Origin of the sequence: Enterococcus dispar ATCC 51266, from assembly GCF_000406945.1 — a bacterium.
Lineage (GTDB): Bacteria > Bacillota > Bacilli > Lactobacillales > Enterococcaceae > Enterococcus_C > Enterococcus_C dispar.
The window spans coordinates 936108-960130 of sequence record NZ_KE136354.1 but is presented as its reverse complement, the minus strand read 5'-3'; the positions used below and the strand labels follow the sequence as shown (position 1 = coordinate 960130).

Below are 24023 nucleotides of genomic sequence, written 5' to 3'. Positions count from 1 at the left end.
TGAGTAATTCAAGTGGGGAAAGTAGGGATGAAAATGAGTCATTTTAAAAAATTCTTTTTAACATTGGTTGTAGGTGCATTAGCCTGCCTGTTTGAATTTGGGTTTAAACAAGGGCAGTGGGCCTATCTGCTGGTGACAATTGTGGGCGGTATTATGGCTTTTACAATGTTAATCGAAATGGTAAAAACATTGCGATCTGGACGTTATGGAGTAGATATTTTGGCGATTACGGCCATTGTTGCCACTTTAGCTGTGGGAGAATATTGGGCAAGTTTGATGATTTTAATTATGTTGACAGGTGGGGATAGTTTAGAAGATTATGCCAGCCGCCAAGCTGGCCGTGAGTTACAGTCTTTATTAGATAATTCACCCCAAATTGCGCACCGAAAAAATGGTGATCGTCTAGAAGATTTAACTTTGGATAAGGTTAAAGTAGGGGACATTTTAGTGGTAAAACCCCATGAAATTGTACCCGTTGATGGAGCTGCCTTGCAAGAAGGCAGTGTTGATGAATCTTCCTTAACTGGTGAGTCGCGCCCCGTTGATAAAAGTATCGGAGATGAAATTATGTCTGGTGCTATTAATGGTGAAGGAACTTTACTCTATCAAGTTACTTCCTTGGCGGAAGATTCCCAATATCAACAAATCGTTAAACTTGTAAAAGAATCACAAGAAAAACCCGCTCATTTTGTGCGGATGGCAGATCGTTATGCCGTTCCATTTACTGCAATTGCGTATTTAATTGGCGGAGTGGCGTGGTTTCTTACCAAAGACCCCGTTCGTTTTGCTGAAGTCTTAGTCGTTGCTTCTCCTTGTCCATTGATTTTAGCTGCACCAGTGGCGTTAGTAGCAGGGATGAGTCGCTCTAGTCGTAACGGAATTGTAGTTAAAACTGGGACCACGATTGAAAAACTTGCAGGAGCAAAAACCATTGCCTTTGATAAAACAGGGACTATTACAAAAGGCCAATTAACCGTGGAAGCGGTAAATCCTATAGTTGGTTTTCCTGAAGATAAATTTTTAAGTTATCTTGCCAGTGCAGAACAAGAATCACTGCATATTTTAGCTAGATCACTTGTTTCATATGCGACTAAACGTGTTGAGTTGGTACCTGTTAAGAATCTAGAAGAAGTTGTAGGCTCTGGGGTAAAAGGGGAAATTGACGGAAAAGTCATCAAAATTGGGCGAGCTGAATTTGCTCATGCTACAGTTACTGCCGGTGATGCGACAATGATTTTTGCCTCATTGGATGATCAATACATCGGTAGTGTAACTTTTGCCGATGAAATACGAACAGAAGCCAAAACGACTATTACGCAATTACGTAATTTAGGTGTCGATAAAGAAATTATGTTAACTGGAGATCGTAAAGGTATTGCAGAATTAACAGCTGCCGCAGTTGGAATTAAAGAAGTTCATGCCGAATGCCTCCCACAAGATAAAATTAACGTTTTAAAAAATGTTTCCAAAGAGCAGCGTCCATTAGTTATGATAGGTGACGGAATTAATGATGCCCCGGCTTTAGCGATTGCTGATGTCGGTATTGCTATGGGGGCTCACGGTTCTTCAGCCGCTTCTGAAAGTGCCGATGCTGTGATTTTGAAAGATGATTTAAGTAGAGTGGCCGCGGCTGTCAGTATCTCGCAAGATACAATGAAAATCGCCCGACAATCAGTTTTAATCGGAATTTTTATCTGTGTTGGGTTGATGCTAGTTGCTAGTACGGGTGTGATTCCTGCGCTAATCGGTGCGATGTTACAAGAGGTGGTTGATACGGTCTCCATTTTGAGTGCCTTACGGGCTAAAAACGATCGTAATACTTAAAATTGCTAAAGAGCATGTAAGAAGAGGTGAATACGATTAAACAGATTCTGTAAAGAAAGATTCGACATTAAATTTGTTTCTTAGCGAATGAAATATTGTTACTGAAGATATCGAAAATCATTCATTCCCCATTTGGGTAAAATGCATAAAAGTTCTTTACCAGCCAATATCGACAATACAGTCTTAAATTTTATGAAAAAATATCAGTTTTAGGTGAGACATTTCAATTCTTTTATGGTTAAAATAGAGTTAGACTAAAAAGGAAGTGAAAGATATGCCATTTATTCATGTTGAGCTAGTGGAAGGACGCAGTACTGAACAATTAACAGCGATGATGAAAGATATTACCGACGCTGTCCATAAGAATACCGGTGCGCCAAAAGAACATATTCATGTTATTATTAATGAAATGAAAAAAGGAACCTATGCTGTTAATGGGGAATTTAAGTAAGTTCATTCTTGCATTTTTTCAAAAGAAGTGTTTAAATATAGTCAACTTGTAAAGCCAACTGATTTTGAGAGTCTGTCACAGAGAGGAAGACAACTGCTGAAAGTTTTCCAACAGAAAACCAGATGATGACCACTTTACGCATTCCTGATTAATCTCAGGCGGACGCAACCGTTACTTGCAAAAGAGAAGGCAATTATATATGTCTTAAAATTAGGTGGAACCACGTTAATTACGTCCTAGTGCTATTACAGCACTAGGACTTTTTTTATTATTTAAGGAGGAATTATTTATGGCAATTACAATTACATTTCCTGATGGCGCAAAAAAAGAGTTTGAATCAGGTAGTACAATTAAAGATATTGCAGCTAGCATTTCTAACAGTTTGGCAAAAAAGGCTTTGGCAGGAAAAGTTAATGGTGAATTAGTAGATTTAAATCGTCCTATTAATGAAGATGCAACCTTAGCAATTATCACACCTGCTGATGAAGAAGCGTTGCCTTTACTTCGTCATTCTGCTGCACATTTGATGGCACAAGCAGCACGTCGTTTATTTCCCAATATTCACTTTGGCGTAGGTCCTGCTATTGATAGTGGTTTTTACTATGATACTGATAACGGTCAACAGCCAATTACAGCCGAAGATTTGCCTGCTATTGAAACAGAAATGATGAAAATTGTGAAAGAAAATCTACCAATTGAACGTTTGGTTTTATCAAAAGCTGAAGCGTTGGATTTATTTCAAGCAGATCCTTATAAAGTCGAATTAATTAATGAAATGCCAGAAGATGAAACAATTACAGCCTATCGTCAAGGAGAATTTGTCGATTTGTGTCGTGGCCCACACGTTCCTTCAACTGGTCGTATTCAAGTTTTCAAACTATTATCTGTTGCAGGTGCTTATTGGCGGGGGAATTCTGACAACCATATGATGCAACGTATTTATGGAACAGCTTTCTTTGATAAAAAAGACTTAAAAGAATTTATTAAACAAAGAGAAGAAGCAAAAGAACGTGATCACCGTAAACTAGGAAAAGAATTGGACTTGTTTATGGTTTCGCCTGAAGTTGGTGCCGGACTTCCTTTCTGGTTACCAAAAGGTGCTACAATTCGTCGTATTATTGAACGCTATATTATTGATAAAGAAGTAAGTTTAGGCTATCAACACGTTTATACACCAATTATGGCTAATGTCGATTTGTATAAGACTTCTGGGCACTGGGATCATTACCATGAAGATATGTTTCCACCAATGGATATGGGGGATGGTGAAATGCTCGTTTTACGTCCAATGAATTGTCCTCATCACATGATGGTCTATAAAAATGATATTCATTCTTACCGCGAATTACCAATCCGGATTGCAGAACTTGGCATGATGCACCGGTATGAAAAATCGGGTGCCTTGTCTGGATTGCAACGGGTACGGGAAATGACGTTAAATGATGGTCATACTTTCGTGCGTCCCGATCAAATTAAAGATGAATTTAAACGGACACTTGATTTAATGGTAAACGTTTATGCTGACTTTAATGTAACAGATTATCGTTTCCGCTTAAGCTATCGGGATCCTAACAATACTGAAAAATACTTTGACGATGATGCGATGTGGGATAATGCCCAAACAATGTTAAAAGCGGCCATGGACGAACTTGGTTTGGATTATTTTGAAGCAGAAGGCGAAGCTGCATTTTATGGTCCAAAACTTGATGTTCAAGTTAAAACTGCCATGGGAATGGAAGAGACGTTATCGACTATTCAATTGGACTTCTTATTACCAGAACGTTTTGAGTTAACTTATGTGGGAGAAGACGGCGAAAACACTCACCGCCCTGTTGTTATTCACCGAGGGATTGTTTCAACAATGGAACGCTTTGTCGCTTATTTAACAGAAGTATACAAAGGCGCATTTCCAACTTGGTTAGCACCAATTCAAGCAACAATCATTCCCGTTTCTGTCGACGCACATTCTGATTATGCTTATGAAATCAAGGAGCGTTTACAAGCAAAAGGGATTCGAGTGGAAGTAGATGACCGGAACGAAAAAATGGGCTATAAAATTCGTGCATCTCAAACACAAAAAATTCCATATCAACTTGTTGTGGGAGATAACGAAGTAAAAGATGCAACTGTGAACGTACGTCGTTACGGAAGTAAAGATACTGCAGTTGAAGAATTAAATATTTTTGTCGACTCTATTGTAGCTGAAGTAGCCAACTACAGTCGCGTGTAATTTTTTGAAGCTGTTTAGCCTTATTTAACTTTTTTATGGTAAAGTAATTTGAGAAAGTTCTGAAGAATTTTCAAACAGGAATAAATTATTTTTATCCAAAACAGTTAAAGAGGCGGCAGCTTCTTTTACATAATGAAAGACGTGAAAGGAAGTAGGAATTATGGCGCAAAAAAAATGGCAAAAACGCTCTGTAATAGCGGTAATTTTATTTACACTTTTAACAGGTGGTATTTACGGTATCTATTTTATTTACACTACCACTAAGGACTTAAATGAATTAACCGATGATTATCGCTTAAGACCGGGATGGACATTACTTTTTGGACTTATTACCTGTGGACTTTATATGTTTTATTGGTGGTATCGCATCAATGATCTTGTGATGGCTGCCCAAGCACAAGCTTTGCGACCTTACCGCAGTGACAATAGACTACTATTTATCGTGTTACGTATTTTTGGTTTATCGGTTATCAATATGGCAATTTTGCAAGCAGATTTAAATGATGTTTATGAACATTTAAATATAGAAGTGTCTGGTCTGAATACAACAGGAGACGATGAATGGTCGGATTATTAGAATGTCCTTTAAAAGCTGTGACAGGTCTGCCTTGCCCTGTTTGTGGGATGACGCGCGCTTTTGTTCATTTAGCGCAAGGAGAGATCACGACAGCATTTTATTATCATCCGCTGTTTTGGGTAATTATTTTATTGGTTGTGCTATACGGAATTAGTTTGAAAAAGCCAACCATAGCCAAAATTTTGACTAATAAATATTGGTGGATTGGAATTGCTGTCCTGTTTTTAGGTGTCTATTTTTATCGAATGGTTCATCTTTTTCCAAATCAAGTTCCCTTGGATTTCAATTCGAATGCCTTTTTGTCGAAAATATGGAAAATTTTTGCTCCTTAAATAACGCTATTTCTGCTTTCAGTTGTGATTTTCAAAAAAATGTGTTAGAATATGTAACGGTAATGATACTTAGTGGAGTGAGGGATTTTTTCCCTCACTCTTTTTAATGAAAAGAATTGGTCTAAGGAGGCGATGGTTGTTGAGTACAGTTGTAGAGACAGTAACTGGTTTGGTTACTCCAATTTTAGATGAACAAAATTTTGAATTAGTCGAAGTAGAGTTTGTTAAAGAAGGTAAAAACTGGTTTTTGCGAGTATTCATCGATAAAGAAGGCGGCATTGATATTGAAGAATGTGCCTATGTAAGTGAAAAATTAAGTGAGAAATTGGATAGTATGGATCCTGATCCGATTCCCCAAGCTTACTTTCTAGAGGTGTCATCTCCTGGTGCCGAAAGACCGTTGAAAAAAGAAGCTGATTATAAAAAGGCTTTAGGCGAATACATCAATATTTCATTATATCAAGCAGTCGATGGTCAAAAACAATACGAAGGATTTTTAGTTTCTCTAAATGAAACGGAACTTGTTTTAAAAATTCGAATTAAAACACGGGAAAAAGAGTTATCTTTTGACCGCAAAAATATTGCCAAAGCTCGCTTAGCTATTCAATTTTAAAAAAGGAGTCACAAGCAGATGAGTAAAGAAATGTTAAATGCATTAGATGCATTGGAAGCTGAAAAAGGCATCTCAAAAGAAATCGTGATTGAAGCGTTAGAAGCCGCCTTGGTTTCTGCTTACAAACGTCATTATGGACAAGCCCAAAATGTGGAAGTTGAATTTAACCAAAAAAAAGGCGACATTCATGTTTATGCTGTTAAAGAAGTAACAGAAGAAGTCATGGATTCCCAATTAGAAGTATCTTTAAAAGAAGCAATCAAAATCAATCCAGCTTATGAAATTGGCGACAAGATCCGTTTTGAAGTAACACCCAAAGATTTTGGTCGAATTGCTGCTCAAACAGCGAAACAAGTTATTTTACAACGTGTCAGAGAAGCAGAAAGAACCATTATTTATAATGAATTTTCAGCTTATGAAAAAGATATTATGCAAGGCATCGTAGAACGTCAAGACAATCGCTACATTTATGTAAACTTGGGTAAGATAGAGGCCGTTTTGTCTAAACAAGATCAAATGCCAAACGAATTTTATCAACCCCATGATCGTATTAAAGTGTATGTTTCTCGCGTGGAAAATACTTCCAAAGGTCCGCAAGTCTTTGTTAGTCGTTCTCATCCAGATTTATTGCGTCGTTTATTTGAACAAGAAGTGCCAGAAGTTTATGATGGTACTGTGGAGATTGTTAGCATTGCCAGAGAAGCTGGGGATCGTTCAAAAGTTGCAGTACGATCAGATGATCCTAATATTGACCCTGTAGGAACGTGTGTCGGTCCTAAAGGTCAGCGGGTTCAAGCAATTGTCAACGAATTAAAAGGTGAAAACATGGATATCGTTGAATGGGATGAAGATCCAGCAATTTATATTGCCAATGCGCTAAATCCTGCTGAAGCACAAGACGTTATCTTTGATTTAGATAATCCTCGCGCTTGTACAGTTGTTGTGCCCGATTATCAACTTTCACTTGCAATTGGTAAAAGAGGACAAAATGCCCGTTTAGCGGCAAAATTGACCGGTTATAAAATTGATATTAAGGCTGAATCTGATATGGAAGAATTTTATGCCAAATTAGAAGAAGGCGATTATATTGATGAAGGTGAATTCACGAATGAAGAAACTGCAGGTGTAAATGAAACAGATTCTGTTGACGAAGTGATTGAAAATAGCGCTATGACGAGTGATGATTACGAAAATATCGCGTTTGATGAAGAAAAAGAGGATTAACCAGGAGGCGATTTCATGAAGAAACGAAAGATTCCTTTACGTAAATCCGTTGTTTCCGGTGAAATGAAACCAAAAAAAGAATTAATTCGCATTACGCGGTCTAAAGAAGGAGAAGTTTCAATTGATCCGACTGGCAAAATGCCCGGCCGTGGCGCTTATGTTGCCATTGAACCAGCAGAAGTGCAAAAAGCCTGGGATAAAAAGATTTTGGACCGTGTGTTGGAAACGACTTTAACCGATGCGTTTTATCAAGAACTTCTTGATTATGTTACCCACCAAAAAGCCCGTCGTGAGTTATTTGGTAATGGATAAAAACAAGGTATTGAACATGTTAGGTTTAGCAATGCGCGCTGGCAAGTTGGTCACTGGCGAAGAACTGACATTAAAAGAGATTCGCCGCAACAAAGCACGTTTGGTATTAATTGCCGCTGATGCTGGTAAAAATACCCATAAAAATATAAGTGATAAGTGCACTTATTATAAAATTCCCTATAATGATCGTTTAACCGCCTTGGAAATTGGAGGTGCGATCGGCAAGCCACGGATGGTCATTGGTATTTTGGATGGAGGCTTTGCCAAAAAGATAGGAGAATTAATACAAGGTTAGGAAGGTGATTGCATGGGAAAAAAACGAATTTATGAACTTGCAAAAGAAATCAACAAATCAAGTAAAGAATTAGTGGATAAGGCACAATCTTTAGGATTTGATGTGAAAAATCATATGGGAGCAATCTCAGATACTGAGGAGAAAAAGTTACGCCAAGCAGTTGGTGTAAATGAAAGTACTGGCAATGCTCCAAAACCTGCATCCCAACCAGCTAACCCAGATGAAGCAAAGAAACCTGAACATAAGAAATTTGTTACCCAACGGAATAATCCAAAATTTCAAAATCGGAATAATCCATCTACGAAACAAGGCCACAAACAAGGCCAAAGTCAAAATAAAGGGAACAATCAAGGGCAACAACGAAATCAACAGAATCAAAACCGCCAACAAGGGGTAGTGAATAAACAAGTATCACAAAACAACCGTTCCAATAATACGGCAGCACCAGCAGCAAAATCTGCTCCATCAAGAACAGAAAACACACCACAAAAAGCTGCACCGGTTAACAAGCCAGTAGTGAACAAAAAGACGGAGGATCAAAAGCCTATTAATAATAATAATCAAAAACGGAGTAATCAAACTGGACAATCAAAACCAGCTCAACAAGCTCCGCAACAAAAAACACAAAATCAAAAAACAACAACACAAAAACCTGCTGCACAACAACGTCCAGCAACAAAACCAGCTCCTAATACCAACAAACCGGCAGCGAAACCTACTAATAATCAACCAGCTGCTAAAGCAGATGGCAATAAAGCGGGTAATCGTGGTAACGATAATCGTAACAAGAATTACGGACAACAAAATCGCCAAGGCGGTTACCAACAAAATCGAAATAGATTCAAGAAAAAAGGTAAAAAAGGAAAACAACAAGTTTCCAACAAACCGGCAGTACCACCTCGTAAATTCCGGGAATTACCAGAAGTATTAGAATATACAGAAGGTATGAATGTAGCGGATATTGCTAAAAAAATTCACCGCGAACCAGCAGAAATCATCAAGAAGTTATTTATGATGGGCGTTATGGTGAACCAAAACCAAGCATTGGACAAAGATACAATTGAACTTTTAGCAACTGACTATGGAATTGAAGCACAAGAAAAAGTACAGGTAGATATTGCAGATATCGATAAGTTCTTTGAGCCAGAAGAAGTGGTAGAAGAAAACTTAGTACCGCGTCCACCCGTTGTTACAATTATGGGACACGTTGACCATGGTAAGACAACGTTACTTGATACATTGCGTCATTCCCGTGTAACAAGTGGAGAAGCCGGTGGTATTACACAGCATATTGGTGCCTATCAAATTGATATTGACGGCAAACCAATTACTTTCTTAGATACACCAGGGCACGCAGCCTTTACAAGTATGCGGGCACGTGGGGCAAGTATTACAGATATTACTATTTTAGTAGTGGCAGCAGATGACGGTGTTATGCCACAGACGGTTGAGGCAATTAACCATGCGAAAGCGGCGAAAGTGCCAATTATCGTGGCAGTTAATAAAATTGATAAACCTGGTGCTAATCCACAACACGTGATGCAAGAGTTAAGTGAATATGAGTTAATTCCTGAAAGCTGGGGCGGCGATACAATTTTTGTAGAAATTTCAGCAAAATTCGGCCAAAATATTGACGAATTATTAGAAATGATCGTTTTAGTTGCTGAAGTGGAAGACTTAAAAGCTGATCCAACTCAACGGGCAATTGGTACAGTTATTGAAGCACGGCTAGATAAAGGTAAAGGACCAGTTGCGACATTATTGGTGCAACAAGGTACTTTACATGTTGGCGATCCAATTGTAGTCGGAAACACTTACGGTCGTGTACGGGTAATGACGAATGATTTAGGTCGTCGTGATAAAGCGGCTGGACCAGCTACGCCAGTAGAAATTACCGGTTTAAATGATGTACCACAAGCCGGCGATCGTTTTGTTGTCTTTGAAGATGAAAAAACTGCGCGTGCGGCCGGTGAAGAACGAGCAAAACGAGCATTGATGGAACAACGTGCTTCTAACAGTCGAGTGACATTAGATAACTTATTTGAAAGCCTAAAAGAAGGCGAATTAAAAGAAGTTAACGTTATTATTAAAGCAGACGTACAAGGTTCTGCTGAGGCATTGGCCGCTTCCTTGAAAAAAATTGAAGTGGAAGGCGTGCGAGTTAATATCGTCCATTCTGCAGTTGGTGCCATTAATGAAAGTGATGTTACATTAGCAGCAGCAAGTAATGCTATTATCATCGGGTTCAACGTACGACCAACACCGCAAGCAAAACAACAAGCTGATGCCGAAACAGTTGATATTCGTTTACACCGCATTATTTACAAAGCAATCGAAGAAATTGAAACTGCAATGAAGGGCTTACTTGATCCTGAATTTGAAGAAAAAATCACAGGACAAATGGTGGTTCGTGAAACATATAAAGTTTCAAAAGTTGGAACGATTGCCGGTTGTTACGTCACAGATGGCTTTATTCGTCGGGATAGTGGTGTACGGGTTATCCGTGATGGCATCGTTATTTATGAAGGTGTTCTTGCTAGTTTGAAACGTTTTAAAGACGACGTGAAAGAAGTAAGACAAGGTTTTGAATGTGGTGCTATGATTGAAAAATTCAATGACTTGAAAGTGGACGATGTTGTTGAAGCTTATGTAATGGAAGAAATTAAAAACGACTAAGATAAATGGAGGGGATTAATTATGGCCAATTATCGTGATCGTCGGGTTGCCCACGAAATTTTAAGAGAAGTGAATGATATTTTACGTAAAACTGTTCGCGATCCCCGTGTTCAAGATGTGACAATTACGGATGTGCGAGTAACTGGGGATTTGCAACAAGCAACAATTTTTTATAGTATTTTATCTGATCTTGCCTCTGACAAAGAAAAAGCACAGGCTGGTCTAGAAAAAGCGAGCGGATTAGTTCGCCGCGAATTAGGACAACGGTTAACTTTATATAAGACACCGGAAATCTCTTTTGAATTAGACAGCTCTGTTCAATATGGTAACAAAATCGACGAAATGATTCGTAATTTACACAAAGATTAATGATGAGAGTCTCTTTAAAAGGGAAACCTTTTGAAGAGACTCTTTTTCTGCTATAATGGGGCAGTTGAAATGAATTTAGAGATAGCGAGGAGTTAGAATGGACGGCATTTTAGCTTTATGGAAAGAACGCGGGATGACCAGTCATGACTGCGTGTTCAAATTACGCAAAATTTTAAAAACAAAAAAAATCGGTCATGGTGGTACCCTTGATCCAGATGTTGATGGCATTTTACCTATTTGTATTGGTAAAGGGACCAAAGTGATTGAATTCATGCAAGATAGTGGGAAAATTTATACAGGTGAAATTACGTTGGGCTTTGCTACTACCACAGAAGATGCCTCTGGTGATGTAATAGCGACAACGCCGATTGAAACGCCTTTTAGTATGAATGAAATTGATGGCGTTATGAAACAAATGGAAGGAGAAATTATTCAAATTCCACCGCTGTATTCAGCAGTTAAAGTCAATGGAAAACGTCTATATGAATATGCGCGAGCAGGTTTAGAGGTAGAACGACCACAACGTAAAGCACAGATTGATAGTTTTTGCCGTACAAGTGAACCAGAATATGACAAACAAAATAAAACCCAAAGTTGGCGGTTTGAAGTTGTTTGTGGCAAAGGGACCTATGTGCGTACTTTAGCAGTAGATACAGGTAAGAAACTGGGAGCAGCAGCCCACATGTCTGATTTAACTCGTTTGGAAAGTGGGGGGCTAAAGCCTGCCCAAGCACTGACTTTAGCCCAAGTAGCGGATGCGGTTGCAAATAATACTATTACTGAATATTTACTACCGATTGAATATGGTATATCGTCTTTTGACAAAGTTACCATTACCGATAAAATTTGGCAGCAAGTAAAAAATGGTATGCGATTATCACCTGATGTGTTTGGTCTTAAACAAATGCCAAGTAAACCAATTGCTTTATATTATGAAGACAAAGTTGTAGCCTTATATGAGAACAACCCAAAAGAAAAAAATAAATTAAAGCCTTTAAAAATGTTACGAACCGAGGTCTAATATTGTGAAAATTATCCAAATTCATCATCCTTATACAAAAAAACAAATTCCTGATGAACCCGTTGTACTTGTCTTAGGTTTTTTTGATGGTGTTCACCGCGGACATCAAAAGGTTATTTTAGCTGGGAAAGAGTTAGCGCAACAAAAAGGGGTAAAATTAGCTGTAATGACTTTCAATCAGCATCCTTCTGTCGTTTTTAAAAAACAAGAGGGAGAAAATTTAAAGTATCTTACCACTTTAGAACAAAAAGAATATCACATGGAGCACCTCGGAGTGGATTATTTATACGAAATTGAATTTACTTCTAATTTTGCTCATTTAAAACCACAAGATTTTGTAGACCAGTATATTGTGGGTCTACATGCCATAGCTGCTGTAAGTGGGTTTGACTATACTTATGGTCCCAAAGATATCGCAGACGTAGCTCATTTACCCCAATATGCCAAAGACCGTTTTGAAATTGTTACCATCCCTAAAGAAACCTTGACTGGCGAGAAAATTAGCTCAACCAGAATTCGTGATTTATTAGATGAAGGGAATATGGAAGAAGTAGCAAAATTACTCGGCTATATTTATGAAATCGAAGGAACTGTGGTTCATGGCGACGCAAGGGGTCGGACTTTGGGCTATCCCACCGCAAATATTCGGTTTAAAAATAGTGTACGTTTACCGATGGAAGGCGTTTATGTTTCAGAAATCAAAGTAGCAGATAAGTGGTATCAAGCCATGGGCTCAATAGGCCATAACGATACTTTTGGCGAAGGTAGAAAACTAACGGTTGAAGTTTTTATTCTGGATTTTAATAAAGACATCTATGGTGAAACTGTTCGTGTTCGCTTTAATCATCTTATTCGCAAGCAAGTAAAATTTGCTGGAGCTGAAGGTCTAATAAAACAACTAAATCAAGACGAAGAAGATACCCGAGACTATTTTAATAAATAAACTAAAAAGAAGTTTACTAAAAGGTAGACTTCTTTTTAGTTACCCGAAAAATGCTTTGATAGCTAAAAAGGTTAAAAAGAGCTCTATGGGCAGTATGAATGTCAGGTTGAAGATAAAAAAGACTTTCGGGGGATTACAAAATGATTATCCGCATATTTAGGTAATCGGTTATAATAGAACTTATTTAATCACATTAAGAATAAAAAAGGCTGTTATAAGCGAAGGAAAGCTGAAAAAAATGCCAAATTTTGTTTAGTTCTTATCTGGAATGAAGTAAAATGTGATTAAGTATTAATTACTATAATGAATTGAATTTAAAAATATTTCGAATATCCGAGGAGGAATAATAATGACAGTAGCAAAAATCGTATATGCAAGTGCAACAGGAAACACAGAAGGAATTTCAGAAATTCTAGAAGACGCTTTTAAAGCCTTAGATATTGACGTAGAAAGAGTTGAAGCAGATGATGCAGATGATTCAACCTTTGAAGATGCAGATATTTGTGTAGTGGCAACTTATACGGATGGTGATGGAGAAGTTCCCTTTGATTTAGAAGATTTCTATGATGATTTACCTGACTTTGAATTAGATGGAAAAGTATTTGGGGTTGTAGGATCTGGTGATAGTGAATTATATCCGGATTACTTCTGTCAAGCAGCAGTTGATTTTGATCAAGCATTTGAAAAAACGGGTGCAAAACGTGGGGCGCAATTAGTTAAAATTGAAAATGATGCCGATGATGAAGATGAAGAGGTGTTGAAAGTTTTTGTGACAGCTTTAACAAAAGCATAGATTAGAGAAGGAGTCTGATTTTCGTTGTTTAAAATAATTGAGAAAAACGAATTAAATCCAATCGAATTTGAAATCTTTGTTGAAGCACCACGGATTGCCCAAAAAGCTCAGGCTGGCCAATTCGTTATTTTGCGCATCGACGATAATGGTGAGCGAATTCCTTTAACAGTAGTAGATACATGCTCTAAAAAAGGGCTTGTTCGCCTCATTTTCCAAGTTATCGGTAAATCTACTGCTGATTTAGCGCAACTGCAAGTCGGTGATAGTTTACTTGACTTAGTAGGACCATTAGGAAAAGCCACGGAAATTGAAAAATATGGAACCGTATTACTTGTTGGAGGCGGTGTCGGAATTGCGGCACTGTTTCCAATTATTAAAGCTTTAAAAGAAGCTGACAATAAAGTAATCACCATTTTAGGGGCTAAAAACAAAGATTTAATGATTTTAGCAACGGAATGTGAAAAATATTCAGATGAACTTTATCTAATGACCGATGATGGTTCTTTAGGAGAAAAGGGACTAGTTACAGATGCTATGAAAGCGATCTTTGCTAAAGAAAAAATTGACACTGCATGGGCAATTGGACCCAGTATGATGATGAAGTTTTCAACTTTAACAGCCAATGAAGCGGGAATCCCTATTTTTGTATCTTTAAATCCGATTATGGTAGATGGAACCGGCATGTGTGGCGGTTGTCGTGTTACGATAGATAACCAAATCAGGTTTGCCTGTGTCGATGGACCGGAATTTTTAGGTGCTAGTGTAGATTGGGATGAATTTATTAATCGGATGCAACAGTATTCCAATGAAGAAAAGGTTGCTGCTAACCTACTTAAAGGAGGAATGCAAAATGGCAAAGCGTAGTTATACGAAAACGCCTATGCGTGAGCAAGCTCCTGAAATACGCAAGCACAATTTTTCTGAAGTTGCTTTAGGCTATAGCTTAGAGGAGGGACAATTGGAGGCTGCAAGATGTTTACAGTGTAAAAATGCTCCTTGTATTCAAAATTGCCCGGTTATGATTGATATACCGGGTTTTATTAAATATATTGAAGCTGGAGATATGCAAGCAGCTCACGAAGTACTTCGCAAATATACAAACTTACCCGCAATTTGTGGTCGCGTTTGTCCGCAAGAAAAACAATGTGAAATGACGTGTCGCTTAGGGCGCTCAAAGAAATTTGAACCGGTCGCAATCGGAAAATTAGAACGTTTAGTGGCAGACTGGGCGTTGCAACAACCGCTGGAAGCAGTGAACAATCCAAAAGATAAAGGAAAAGTCGCCGTGATTGGCTCTGGACCTTCTGGCTTAACTGCCGCTGGCGACTTAGCTAAATTAGGATATGACGTCACTATTTTTGAAGCCTTGCACGCAGCAGGTGGTGTTTTAACTTATGGAATTCCTGAATTTCGTTTACCTAAAGAAATTGTTCAAAAAGAAATTGAATCCATTATTGCCCAAGGTGTAACTATTGAAACCAATGTTGTCGTGGGAAAAACAATTACAATGGCGGAAATTCAAGCAGATTTTGATGCCTGCTATCTTGCAGTTGGAGCGGGAGCTCCCAATTTTATGGGCATTCCTGGCACGTCGCTAAATGGTGTTTATAGTTCCAGTGAATATTTAACGCGAATCAATTTGATGAAAGCCTATGATTTTCCAAATTACGATACGCCTGTTCAATCTTCAAAAAATGTAGTCGTCATTGGTGGTGGTAATGTGGCAATGGATGCAGCTCGCTCTGCAAAACGCTTGGGAGCAGAAAACGTTGCGGTTATCTATCGTCGTTCCAAAGAAGAGTTGCCAGCCAGAGAAGAAGAATATCATCATTCGATTGAAGAAGGTATTCACTATCATTGGTTAACAAATCCAATTGAATATATTAGTGATAGTAGGGGAAAATTAAAAGCAGTGAAGTGTGTAAAAATGACATTAGGCGAACCCGATGAATCGGGTAGACGTCGTCCCGAAGCGATTTGTGACAGTGACTTTATTGTAGAAGCAGATACTGCCATTGAAGCAATTGGGCAAGGCTCTAATCGCATCTTATTGGACACATTTGAGCAACTACAACTTAACCAGTGGGGCTATATTGATGCCAATACAAGCACGGGTGAAACTAATATCCCCGGTGTATTTGCTGGTGGAGATATCGTTACTGGAGCTGCAACAGTTATTTTGGCGATGGGCGCTGGAAAAATTGCCGCGACACAAATCGACAGCTATATCCAAAATCAAAAACTCCATGTATAATAGCAAAGTATTTATGACTTTTTTGTCATAACTTTAAGTGAGGTGAACGGAATGAAAAAAATGAAAACGATGGATGGGAATACCGCCGCAGCTTACGTATCGTATGCCTTTACGGAAGTCGCAGCAATCTATCCGATCACGCCAAGCTCAACAATGGCGGAAATGGTCGATGAATGGTCTTCTGTTAACCAACAACGTAATATTTTTGGTGAACCTGTTAATTTAGTAGAATTGCAGTCAGAAGCAGGCGCAGCTGGTACTGTTCACGGTTCCTTAAAAACAGGTGTTTTAACCACGACCTATACAGCATCACAAGGCTTACTTTTGATGATTCCAAATATGTTTAAAATCGCGGGTGAACTTTTGCCAACTGTGTTTCACGTTGCGGCACGAGCAGTGTCAACAAATGCTTTATCCATTTTTGGTGATCACAGCGATGTAATGGCAGCAAGACAAACGGGTTTTTGTATGTTGGCTGAATCCAGCGTGCAAGAAGTAATGGACTTGTCTGCTGTGGCGCATCTGGCCTCAATTGAAGGTAGTTTACCTTTTATGAACTTCTTTGATGGGTTTCGGACTAGTCACGAATTACAAAAAATTGAAGTATTGGCTTATGAAGATTTAAAGGCAATGGTAAATTGGGAAGAATTGCAAAAATTCCGTCAGCGCGGAATGAATCCTAATCATCCGACTGTTTCAGGTACTGCTCAAAATCCTGATATTCATTTTCAACAAAGAGAAACTGTTAATCAATATTACGATAATATTTTGCCGATAGTACAAAAATATATGGGGAAAATTAATGACTTACGCGGTACCGACTATGATCTAACCAATTACTACGGAGATCCTGCAGCTACTGAAGTTATTATCTCGATGGGTTCTGTTTCTCCAACAATTCAGCAAACGGTGGATTATTTAAATAAGCAAGGACGTAAAGTAGGGCATTTGAATATTCATTTATATCGTCCTTTCCCAGCTGAAAATATGTTGAAAAACTTACCTTCTACAGTGGAACGCATTGCTGTTTTAGATCGAACAAAAGAGCCCGGGTCTGATGGTGAACCATTATTATTAGATGTCCAAAGCGTCTTATACCGTCACGTTAATCGTCCGATTGTTATTGGTGGTCGTTATGGAATTGCATCAAAAGATGTAACGCCAGATCAAATTGTGACTGTTTTTGATCATTTGTTGCTGCCTCCTGAGCAATTAAAATACCGTTTTACGATTGGAATTAAAGATGATGTTACCCACCTGTCTTTACCACAATCTGAAATTTTGGATTTAACTGCGCCAAGCACTTTTCAGGCAAAATTCTGGGGGTTTGGTTCCGATGGTACAGTGGGAGCAAACAAACAAGCGATTAAAATTATTGGCAATAATACCAATCAATATGCCCAAGCTTACTTTGCCTATGATTCAAAAAAATCAGGTGGCTTAACCATCTCTCATTTGCGTTTTGGTGACCATGAAATTCGTTCGACATATAACGTGGAATCTGCTGACTATATTGCCTGTCATAATAGCGCCTATATCCATCAGTATGATTTGTTAAAAGGACTAAAAGATGGTGGAACTTTTTTACTTAATACTGTCTGGGACGAAGAAAAAGTGAAGAAAAACTTGCCAAGTCATTTAAAAAAATATTTGGCTATGCATAACATTAATTTTTACATTGTCAACGCGATGGATATTTCTATCAAAAATGGTTTAGGACGTCGCATCAATACGGTTTGTTCTGCTGCATTCTTTGAAGTAACAGACATCATGGATCGAAACACATTCTTACCATTATTAAAACAAGAAGTCCAAAATGCTTACGGTAAAAAATCAATGAAATTAGTAGAAAATAACTGGCATGCCATTGATGAAACATTTGAATCTTTGATAAAAGTGGAAGTACCAAGCGAGTGGAGAGACGTTCAAGTAAGAGTTAGAAAGCCCGAAGAGGATTCCAATAAACCGGCTTATATTCGTAATATTTTAGAACCGATTAATCGCCAAGAAGGCAACAGCCTTTCTGTTAAAGATTTAATGGACAACGACATGTTAGGTGGCACGATGGCAATGGGATCTGCCGCTTATGAAAAACGTGGGATTGCTTTAGAAGTGCCGCAGTGGTTGCCAGATGCTTGTACCCAATGTAATGAATGTGCTTTTATTTGTCCCCATGCGGCGATTCGACCTTTTCTTGCTGATGAAGATGAGGCACAAGAAGCTCCAGAAGGCTTTATTACGCGTAAGATGCGGGGAGCTGATGGATTGGAATATCGTATTCAAGTATCAGTTGAAGATTGTACCGGCTGTGGTCTTTGTGTTGAAGCTTGTCCTGCCAAAGGTAAAGCTTTGGTGATGCGGCCATACGAAGAGATGAAAGATGAAGCAATGAACTGGGCTTTTGCTATGACATTGCGTCAAAAAGCAAATCCAGTGAAAAAAGAATCTGTTAAGGGTTCTCAATTTGAGCAGCCGCTGCTAGAATTTTCCGGCGCTTGTGCCGGTTGTGGTGAAACACCATATATTAAATTATTAACGCAATTGTATGGCGATCGCATGATGATTGCCAATACGACAGGTTGTTCTTCAATATGGGGGGGATCTTCTCCTGCGACCCCTTATACTACTAACGCCAATGGATGTGGACCTGCGTGGTCAAATTCTTTATTTGAAGATAATGCAGAATTTGGCTTGGGTATGTACATTGCCAATGAAACCAAACGGAAACGTTTGGCAAATGCAGTCGAAGACATATTGACTAAAAATGTGGTTTCCCCTGAAACTGCTGCATTATTAGTTGATTGGTTAGAGCATGCCCAAGAGGGAAAAGGCACGCAACAACGGGCAGCAAAAGTCATAGCTGCTTTGAAATCAGAGGCAAATACTCCTGCTATCGCTCCATTATTAGAATATCAAGATATGTTTGTTAAACCAAGTCAATGGATTGTCGGTGGCGATGGTTGGGCCTACGACATTGGCTATTCTGGTATTGATCATGTTTTAGCAACTGGAGCAGATGTGAATATCTTTGTGATGGATAATGAACTGTATGCAAATACCGGGGGCCAGATGTCAAAAGCTACGCCAACTTCTGCAATTGCAAAATTTGCTGCCGGTGGTAAGAAAACGAAGAAAAAAGACTTAGGGATGATGGCGATTGCTTATCAAGATGTTTATGTTGCACAAATCTCAATTGAAGCTAACCCTAAACAAGCACTGAAGGCAATTTTGGAAGCAGAAAGCTATCCTGGGCCTTCAATTATAATTGGTTATACTCCTTGTATTAATCACGGACTAAAAGGTGGTATGAGTCAGTCGATTAAAGAAAGCAAAGATGCAGTCGAAAGTGGTTATTGGCAATTGTATCGCTACGATCCACGTTTGCGTGAAAAAGGAAAAGATCCAATGCGAATTGACTTTAAAAAAGTTGATTTTACGAAGATGAATGAATTTTTAGAAAATCAAGTACGTTTTTCTGCTTTACGGAATATCAAAACTTCTTCCGAAGAAGTGGATGAGATGCTTGAACAAACAGTTCAAGATATGGAAGAAAGAACTGGTGTGTATAGCCAGTTGGCTGATTTGAAGAAATAAAAAATATTGAACATTATACAAAATGCCCGCAAAAGGAAGATAAAATCTAACTTTTGCGGGCATTTTTGTATAATTTTAAGTTCTTAATCGGATTTATGATACCTCTCTTAAACAAGGGAGCACTAAATATTTTCAGCAGTAATCTCATAGATAGAAAAACGGGCTGACTGAAAGAGATGATGATTCATAATAAAAATTTTATCGGGCTGATGATATATTTTACCAATAGTATAGTGAATAGTCTTCTCCTCGCCAGCCTTTAAAAGATGATGAGATTGGGTATCAGTATCATTTTTAGGCACATCAAGCCAATTCCCGCTGTCCATACTATAGCGGTTGTGTGAAACGTGTATTGTTCCTTCGTGAACTTTAATGTGGAAGCATTTTGCCCCAGTTTTGTTGAAATGAATGGTATGCACGCGTTTATTACCAAATAATTTGGTCAAAGTGATTGTCTCAGCATTTGGTGTCATTTGATACTTCCTTTTTGAGGTAATTCAGATAAGCGATATCCTTTGTCATGTTGTAAAAAAAGAGATTTTGGTCGTACGATCAATTGTGCAGTATAAATGCCTTGATGTCCGGATACAAGATAACTGATAAATGCCCCTGCCACATAAAATGGGATCATTTTGGAACCAAATAAATCAATACCAAGCATAATAGTTGTTAAAGGTGCATTGGCTGCACAACCAAAAACACAAATCATACCAACAGCGGCAAATAAGCTAGGCGATAATTGGAAAGTTGATGCAATTCCCGAACCTAAAGCAGCCCCAATATCAAACAACGGTGTTACTTCTCCGCCTTGAAAACCCGCACCTAGACTTAAGCTGGTAAACAGCAATTTAAAGAGTGCTTGCGGAATTGTTGCTAAGCCGGCAAAAGCATCATCCATCATCCACAGACTTAATCCTTCATACTTTTGTCCCTGAAAAACTATCATTAGAACAACGACAATGAGTGCTGTAATAACTGCTCTTAATAAATAGTTGCCGAAAATTTGCCGATAGAGCCTTTTTAGAGTGTGGGTTAAATAAGCAAAAAGTCGCCCTGCCAGGCCAAAAAGAATGCTAGCCAAAAGAAAGATAAGAATAAATTGTGGCGACACATTGATTGTCGGGGAAATGAAATGGTGACTATGAGTCGTTCCCCAGGCAAGGGCGGTAAAATTTCCGATATAGGCTGCGGTAAAACAGGATAAAAGTGCATTTCGTTCGATCTTTCCAATATACGCCATTTCCATGCCAAAAAAGGCTCCAGCCAGAGGTGTTCCAAAAATTGAACTAAAACCTGCACTAATTCCAGCGTGAATTAATAATTTTCGATTTTTCTTAGTTAGTTTTAGATACTCGCCTAACTTATTGGAAATTACTCCCCCAATTTGAACAGCACTGCCTTCACGACCAACTGAAGCTCCGAATAAGTGAGATAAAAGGGTAAAAATAAAAGTAAAAACTCCCATTCGAACAGGAACTTCTGCTTCTTTTTGAATACTTTCAATAATGAGGTTGTTTCCTTTGTCAGAATTTTTTCCGTAGTTTTGATAAGTATAAGCCGTAAGTACACCAAGAAGTGGTAATAAATATAATAAATAGGAATGACTATCCCGAAAATTACCCACCCACGTAAGCCCGGCTAATAAAAAATGAGATACACTACCGGTTACTACGGCGACTATCAGAACGGCACCATAAAAAATTCCACTTTCTTTTACTATGGTGACGCTTGTTTTCTTTTGCATTGAAATCCTCCTGAAAATGATTTGCTAAATACCAAGGAAAAGACTCCTTTTATTAATAATGAAATAAAAACAAAAAAAGCTAATGGTTCTACAAATAAACTTGTAGAAGTCATTAGCTTAATAGCGGTTTTGGATAAGTCCATGGGAGATCATCATTCCCTGAATATTCAACTGTTGTTAGTTTAGCGGAAAGATTTCATCACGTCAAGAAAATTTCAGAAAAGATTTTTGGAATAAAAAAACACCAATGCTTTGTCAGGTAGCCAATGTTTTGATAACATGATGATGTGTTTAAAATAATTTTGAGGTGAAAGATATGCGAATAAATAAATCAAAAGTTGCTATTATTGGTAGTGGGCTGGTGGGTTCTTCTACTGCCTTTAGTATAATTACACAAGGGGTTTGCGATGAAGTATTGATGGTAGATATTAATGCAGAAAAGGCCTCTGGAGAAGTACGAGACTTACGTAATTCCATTCGCTTTTTAGACCGGAATGTCAGGGTAAAAGCTGGCAGTTATGCTGACTGTAGTGATGCTGACATTGTCGTAATTACTGCTGGGGCTCCCCCAAAAGCTGGCCAAACACGCTTAGATACTTTAGACATTAGTGCAAAGATTGCAAAATCAATTGTTGAACCAGTTATGGAAAGCGGCTTTGACGGTATTTTTGTGGTGGTTTCAAATCCTGTCGATATGTTGGCTCATCTTGTTTACAAACTTTCTGGCTTACCAAAAAATCAAGTAATTGGTTCTGGTACTTCAGTGGACTCTGCCCGATTGCAAAACTTTTTAGCTGATATGGTGGATGTAGATCCTAGAAGTGTCTATGCGTATGCATTAGGCGAACACGGCGATTCGTTAATGGTACCTTGGTCAACTGTAACCATTGCCGGTAAATCCTTCACAGATATTATTGCAGATAATGCCGAGCTTGTGGGAGATGTTGATTTGGATGAGATCGTCTATAAAACGACTCAAGAAGGTTGGGAAATCTATAATCGCAAAGGAACAACTTATTATGGGATTGCTTCTGCCTGTGTGGGAATCATTAAAGCAGTCTTGTATGATGAAAATTCTATCGTTCCGGTTTCAACTTTATTAGAAGGTGAATATGGCGAGACTGGAATATTCGCAGGCGTCCCAGCGGTCTTGAATCGTTCTGGTGTTTTTGATATTTTAGAAATTCATATGACAGACAGTGAAGAAGAAAAATTCCATCATTCTGCGGACATTATTCGAGAATATACAGCAAAAATCCAAAAATACGCAGATGAAAAATAGATAACACCAAGTTACCCATATGATTATGCCCTTAGAAATGATTTTTGGATTTATTAAGCTAAGAAGAGCAGTAGGCGCTTGTTGTTTGATTTAGGAGGAGAAGAAGTGAAAGTTCAGGTGCAAAATAAAAATTTCCATTATCAATTAGATGTGTCGGATAAGATGATTCAAACCGTAACACTTATTTTTTGCGGTACGTTGGTGATAAACAAACTTATAAAAGTTCATGCGAGGAAAAAATAGATTGGATGCCACTTTATTTTGATATGTTGCTAATGTAGTGGTAACAAATTAATAGTTCTGTAATGTTTGCTAACAAAAAGGGTCACATGGTGCGCGTTTAAAAGTTTCTTAATTTTTAGTGGAAAATGAAAAGGTGTTTTATGACAATCGTCAGAAAATTCTCAAGTGGTATTTTTCCACGTATAAAAGCAATAAAGCCTCCCTTTTTAAATAAACGGGGTTTTTTGTAATAATTTTGGTGGATTTGAAATATTCTGTTAAGTGGTTGTTACCTACCAGCTCTCGCTCCTTGTTATGATATGGAAGTCGTTTGAGACGAATATCGAAAAGACAAAGGAGCAATTCATATATGAAATTAGTAAAATCACTTTTTGCCACAACTGCCATTTTAGCTGGCTTTGCAGCTTTTGGCGTTAATGCCAATGCAGCAGAAGTTGCACACACTGTTACAAGTTCTGATACTTTAACAAGTATTTCCTTAAAATATTACGGAGATACAAATCATGTGAATACAATTGCCAAAGCAAACAATATTAAAAATGTGGATCTAATTATCGATGGCCAAGTATTAAAATTTGATACAGATGCTAATGTAGCCAATACTACTGTAGATAATAGTACGACAGCTTCACAGACAGAAACCCAAAATGAAAAGGAAGCTGTTACGACTTCACAAAGTACAAACAATTCCTATTCTGGACGGACAATCACGATGGAATCAACGGCTTATAGTTCTGATCCAGCCGATGCACTAGGTGGCGGAACAGTAACTGCGACCGGTCAAAACCTATTGGAAAACCCAATGGCAGTTGCAGTTGACCCAAGTGTCATCCCATTAGGGACACACTTATATGTTGAAGGATATGGCGAAGCTTACGCTGTTGATACTGGTTCAGCAATTCAAGGTAACATTATCGATGTCCATTTTCCAACAGCTGCACAGTGTGAGTCTTGGGGACGTCGTCAAGTTCAAGTAACAATTTTAGATAATTAAACAATTCATTACTACCCAACATTTTTGTTTTCATTCGTTGAAGACAAGAATGTTGGTTTTTTTTAGGTTCTAATTCATTTTTTTAATTATAAGCACTTTTTTAGTGATGAAGTGGTATTTTCGCACGAATAGAATGCTTTTGATCAATAGAAATTTGAATCATGATATCCTCTAACAATTGCACCGACTAAGGGTGTACTTATAAGTGATTTACTCGCTTTAAAAGAATAGTATCCTTAATAAATAAATGAG

Annotated in this window: 22 protein-coding genes and 1 riboswitch; of the genes, 20 read left to right on the top strand and 2 right to left on the bottom strand. The window is 38.2% G+C overall.

Going from position 1 to position 24023, the window contains the following annotated elements:
• Nucleotides 1-33 precede the first annotated feature (33 nt).
• From RK01_RS04590 to nifJ, 17 genes are all read left to right on the top strand, one after another.
• Nucleotides 34-1824, top strand: coding sequence for a heavy metal translocating P-type ATPase (locus RK01_RS04590; protein ID WP_016172112.1), 1791 nt, complete (start codon nucleotides 34-36; stop codon nucleotides 1822-1824).
• 274 nt (nucleotides 1825-2098) lie between these two features.
• Nucleotides 2099-2275, top strand: coding sequence for a 2-hydroxymuconate tautomerase (locus RK01_RS04585; protein WP_016172111.1), 177 nt, complete (start codon nucleotides 2099-2101; stop codon nucleotides 2273-2275).
• 289 nt (nucleotides 2276-2564) lie between these two features.
• Nucleotides 2565-4505 carry a threonine--tRNA ligase gene (gene thrS / locus RK01_RS04580; RefSeq protein ID WP_016172110.1) on the top strand — a complete coding sequence of 647 codons (1941 nt, stop codon included), beginning with the start codon at nucleotides 2565-2567 and terminating at the stop codon, nucleotides 4503-4505.
• Between the two features lie 160 nt (nucleotides 4506-4665).
• The gene (locus tag RK01_RS04575) at nucleotides 4666-5082 is read left to right on the top strand and encodes a DUF4234 domain-containing protein (RefSeq protein WP_016172109.1); all 417 of its coding nucleotides are present in this window, start codon (nucleotides 4666-4668) and stop codon (nucleotides 5080-5082) included.
• Complete coding sequence (locus RK01_RS04570; protein WP_016172108.1) at nucleotides 5067-5414, top strand: DUF2752 domain-containing protein; 348 nt, start codon at nucleotides 5067-5069, stop codon at nucleotides 5412-5414. The genes RK01_RS04575 and RK01_RS04570 overlap by 16 nt, the downstream gene beginning before the upstream one ends.
• Nucleotides 5415-5553: 139 nt before the next feature.
• Nucleotides 5554-6027 (top strand): ribosome maturation factor RimP, encoded by a 474-nt coding sequence (gene rimP, locus RK01_RS04565; RefSeq protein WP_016172107.1) that lies wholly within the window; start codon nucleotides 5554-5556, stop codon nucleotides 6025-6027.
• Nucleotides 6028-6045: 18 nt separating this feature from the next.
• Nucleotides 6046-7251 carry a transcription termination factor NusA gene (nusA, locus tag RK01_RS04560; protein ID WP_016172106.1) on the top strand — a complete coding sequence of 402 codons (1206 nt, stop codon included), beginning with the start codon at nucleotides 6046-6048 and terminating at the stop codon, nucleotides 7249-7251.
• A gap of 15 nt (nucleotides 7252-7266) precedes the next feature.
• The gene (gene rnpM / locus RK01_RS04555; protein WP_016172105.1) at nucleotides 7267-7563 is read left to right on the top strand and encodes an RNase P modulator RnpM; all 297 of its coding nucleotides are present in this window, start codon (nucleotides 7267-7269) and stop codon (nucleotides 7561-7563) included.
• Nucleotides 7556-7858, top strand: a complete 303-nt coding sequence (locus RK01_RS04550) for a L7Ae/L30e/S12e/Gadd45 family ribosomal protein (protein WP_034864505.1) — start codon at nucleotides 7556-7558, stop codon at nucleotides 7856-7858. Before rnpM ends, RK01_RS04550 begins: the two co-directional genes overlap by 8 nt.
• Before the next feature lie 12 nt (nucleotides 7859-7870).
• The gene (infB, locus tag RK01_RS04545) at nucleotides 7871-10534 is read left to right on the top strand and encodes a translation initiation factor IF-2 (protein WP_016172103.1); all 2664 of its coding nucleotides are present in this window, start codon (nucleotides 7871-7873) and stop codon (nucleotides 10532-10534) included.
• 21 nt (nucleotides 10535-10555) lie between these two features.
• The gene (rbfA, locus tag RK01_RS04540) at nucleotides 10556-10903 is read left to right on the top strand and encodes a 30S ribosome-binding factor RbfA (RefSeq protein WP_016172102.1); all 348 of its coding nucleotides are present in this window, start codon (nucleotides 10556-10558) and stop codon (nucleotides 10901-10903) included.
• A gap of 97 nt (nucleotides 10904-11000) precedes the next feature.
• Nucleotides 11001-11924: a tRNA pseudouridine(55) synthase TruB gene (gene truB, locus RK01_RS04535; protein WP_016172101.1), complete on the top strand. Its 924-nt coding sequence runs from the start codon at nucleotides 11001-11003 to the stop codon at nucleotides 11922-11924.
• Between the two features lie 4 nt (nucleotides 11925-11928).
• Nucleotides 11929-12867 (top strand): riboflavin biosynthesis protein RibF, encoded by a 939-nt coding sequence (gene ribF, locus RK01_RS04530; RefSeq protein ID WP_016172100.1) that lies wholly within the window; start codon nucleotides 11929-11931, stop codon nucleotides 12865-12867.
• Between the two features lie 349 nt (nucleotides 12868-13216).
• Nucleotides 13217-13660, top strand: a complete 444-nt coding sequence (locus RK01_RS04525; protein WP_016172099.1) for a flavodoxin — start codon at nucleotides 13217-13219, stop codon at nucleotides 13658-13660.
• A gap of 24 nt (nucleotides 13661-13684) precedes the next feature.
• A complete protein-coding gene (locus tag RK01_RS04520; protein ID WP_016172098.1) occupies nucleotides 13685-14524 on the top strand; it encodes a sulfide/dihydroorotate dehydrogenase-like FAD/NAD-binding protein in 840 nt (279 codons plus the stop codon).
• On the top strand, nucleotides 14511-15914 hold the full coding sequence (gltA, locus tag RK01_RS04515) for an NADPH-dependent glutamate synthase (RefSeq protein ID WP_016172097.1): 1404 nt from the start codon (nucleotides 14511-14513) through the stop codon (nucleotides 15912-15914). The genes RK01_RS04520 and gltA overlap by 14 nt, the downstream gene beginning before the upstream one ends.
• Nucleotides 15915-15965: 51 nt before the next feature.
• Nucleotides 15966-19508: a pyruvate:ferredoxin (flavodoxin) oxidoreductase gene (gene nifJ / locus RK01_RS04510; protein ID WP_016172096.1), complete on the top strand. Its 3543-nt coding sequence runs from the start codon at nucleotides 15966-15968 to the stop codon at nucleotides 19506-19508.
• Between the two features lie 122 nt (nucleotides 19509-19630).
• Here the strand turns inward: nifJ and RK01_RS04505 are convergent, their stop codons facing one another.
• Together RK01_RS04505 and RK01_RS04500 are read right to left on the bottom strand one after the other, a co-directional pair.
• Nucleotides 19631-19981: a hypothetical protein gene (locus tag RK01_RS04505; RefSeq protein ID WP_016172095.1), complete on the bottom strand. Its 351-nt coding sequence runs from the start codon at nucleotides 19979-19981 to the stop codon at nucleotides 19631-19633.
• Entirely contained in the window at nucleotides 19978-21252 is a 1275-nt protein-coding gene (locus tag RK01_RS04500; RefSeq protein WP_016172094.1) for a chloride channel protein, read from the bottom strand. Before RK01_RS04500 ends, RK01_RS04505 begins: the two co-directional genes overlap by 4 nt.
• A 96-nt stretch (nucleotides 21253-21348) precedes the next feature.
• Nucleotides 21349-21421: riboswitch (Fluoride riboswitch) on the bottom strand.
• A gap of 147 nt (nucleotides 21422-21568) precedes the next feature.
• Here RK01_RS04500 and RK01_RS04495 point away from each other — a divergent pair.
• The 3 genes from RK01_RS04495 to RK01_RS04490 all read left to right on the top strand — a co-directional run bounded on the left by RK01_RS04495 (nucleotide 21569) and on the right by RK01_RS04490 (nucleotide 23771).
• Nucleotides 21569-22534, top strand: a complete 966-nt coding sequence (locus RK01_RS04495) for an L-lactate dehydrogenase (protein ID WP_016172093.1) — start codon at nucleotides 21569-21571, stop codon at nucleotides 22532-22534.
• Nucleotides 22535-22639: 105 nt separating this feature from the next.
• Nucleotides 22640-22777: a hypothetical protein gene (locus RK01_RS13610; RefSeq protein ID WP_155855884.1), complete on the top strand. Its 138-nt coding sequence runs from the start codon at nucleotides 22640-22642 to the stop codon at nucleotides 22775-22777.
• Nucleotides 22778-23126: 349 nt separating this feature from the next.
• The gene (locus RK01_RS04490) at nucleotides 23127-23771 is read left to right on the top strand and encodes a 3D domain-containing protein (protein WP_016172092.1); all 645 of its coding nucleotides are present in this window, start codon (nucleotides 23127-23129) and stop codon (nucleotides 23769-23771) included.
• Nucleotides 23772-24023: the final 252 nt, after the last annotated feature.

Excerpts from the sequence above, each read along its gene's own strand:
- RK01_RS04590 (WP_016172112.1), top strand. The coding sequence starts at position 34 with ATGAGTCATTTTAAAAAATTCTTTTTAACATTGGTTGTAGGTGCATTA.
- RK01_RS04585 (WP_016172111.1), top strand. The coding sequence starts at position 2,099 with ATGCCATTTATTCATGTTGAGCTAGTGGAAGGACGCAGTACTGAACAA.
- thrS (WP_016172110.1), top strand. The coding sequence starts at position 2,565 with ATGGCAATTACAATTACATTTCCTGATGGCGCAAAAAAAGAGTTTGAA.
- RK01_RS04575 (WP_016172109.1), top strand. The coding sequence starts at position 4,666 with ATGGCGCAAAAAAAATGGCAAAAACGCTCTGTAATAGCGGTAATTTTA.
- RK01_RS04570 (WP_016172108.1), top strand. The coding sequence starts at position 5,067 with ATGGTCGGATTATTAGAATGTCCTTTAAAAGCTGTGACAGGTCTGCCT.
- nusA (WP_016172106.1), top strand. The coding sequence starts at position 6,046 with ATGAGTAAAGAAATGTTAAATGCATTAGATGCATTGGAAGCTGAAAAA.
- rnpM (WP_016172105.1), top strand. The coding sequence starts at position 7,267 with ATGAAGAAACGAAAGATTCCTTTACGTAAATCCGTTGTTTCCGGTGAA.
- RK01_RS04550 (WP_034864505.1), top strand. The coding sequence starts at position 7,556 with ATGGATAAAAACAAGGTATTGAACATGTTAGGTTTAGCAATGCGCGCT.
- infB (WP_016172103.1), top strand. The coding sequence starts at position 7,871 with ATGGGAAAAAAACGAATTTATGAACTTGCAAAAGAAATCAACAAATCA.
- rbfA (WP_016172102.1), top strand. The coding sequence starts at position 10,556 with ATGGCCAATTATCGTGATCGTCGGGTTGCCCACGAAATTTTAAGAGAA.
- truB (WP_016172101.1), top strand. The coding sequence starts at position 11,001 with ATGGACGGCATTTTAGCTTTATGGAAAGAACGCGGGATGACCAGTCAT.
- RK01_RS04525 (WP_016172099.1), top strand. The coding sequence starts at position 13,217 with ATGACAGTAGCAAAAATCGTATATGCAAGTGCAACAGGAAACACAGAA.
- gltA (WP_016172097.1), top strand. The coding sequence starts at position 14,511 with ATGGCAAAGCGTAGTTATACGAAAACGCCTATGCGTGAGCAAGCTCCT.
- nifJ (WP_016172096.1), top strand. The coding sequence starts at position 15,966 with ATGAAAAAAATGAAAACGATGGATGGGAATACCGCCGCAGCTTACGTA.
- RK01_RS04505 (WP_016172095.1), bottom strand. The coding sequence starts at position 19,981 with ATGACACCAAATGCTGAGACAATCACTTTGACCAAATTATTTGGTAAT.
- RK01_RS04500 (WP_016172094.1), bottom strand. The coding sequence starts at position 21,252 with ATGCAAAAGAAAACAAGCGTCACCATAGTAAAAGAAAGTGGAATTTTT.
- RK01_RS04495 (WP_016172093.1), top strand. The coding sequence starts at position 21,569 with ATGCGAATAAATAAATCAAAAGTTGCTATTATTGGTAGTGGGCTGGTG.
- RK01_RS04490 (WP_016172092.1), top strand. The coding sequence starts at position 23,127 with ATGAAATTAGTAAAATCACTTTTTGCCACAACTGCCATTTTAGCTGGC.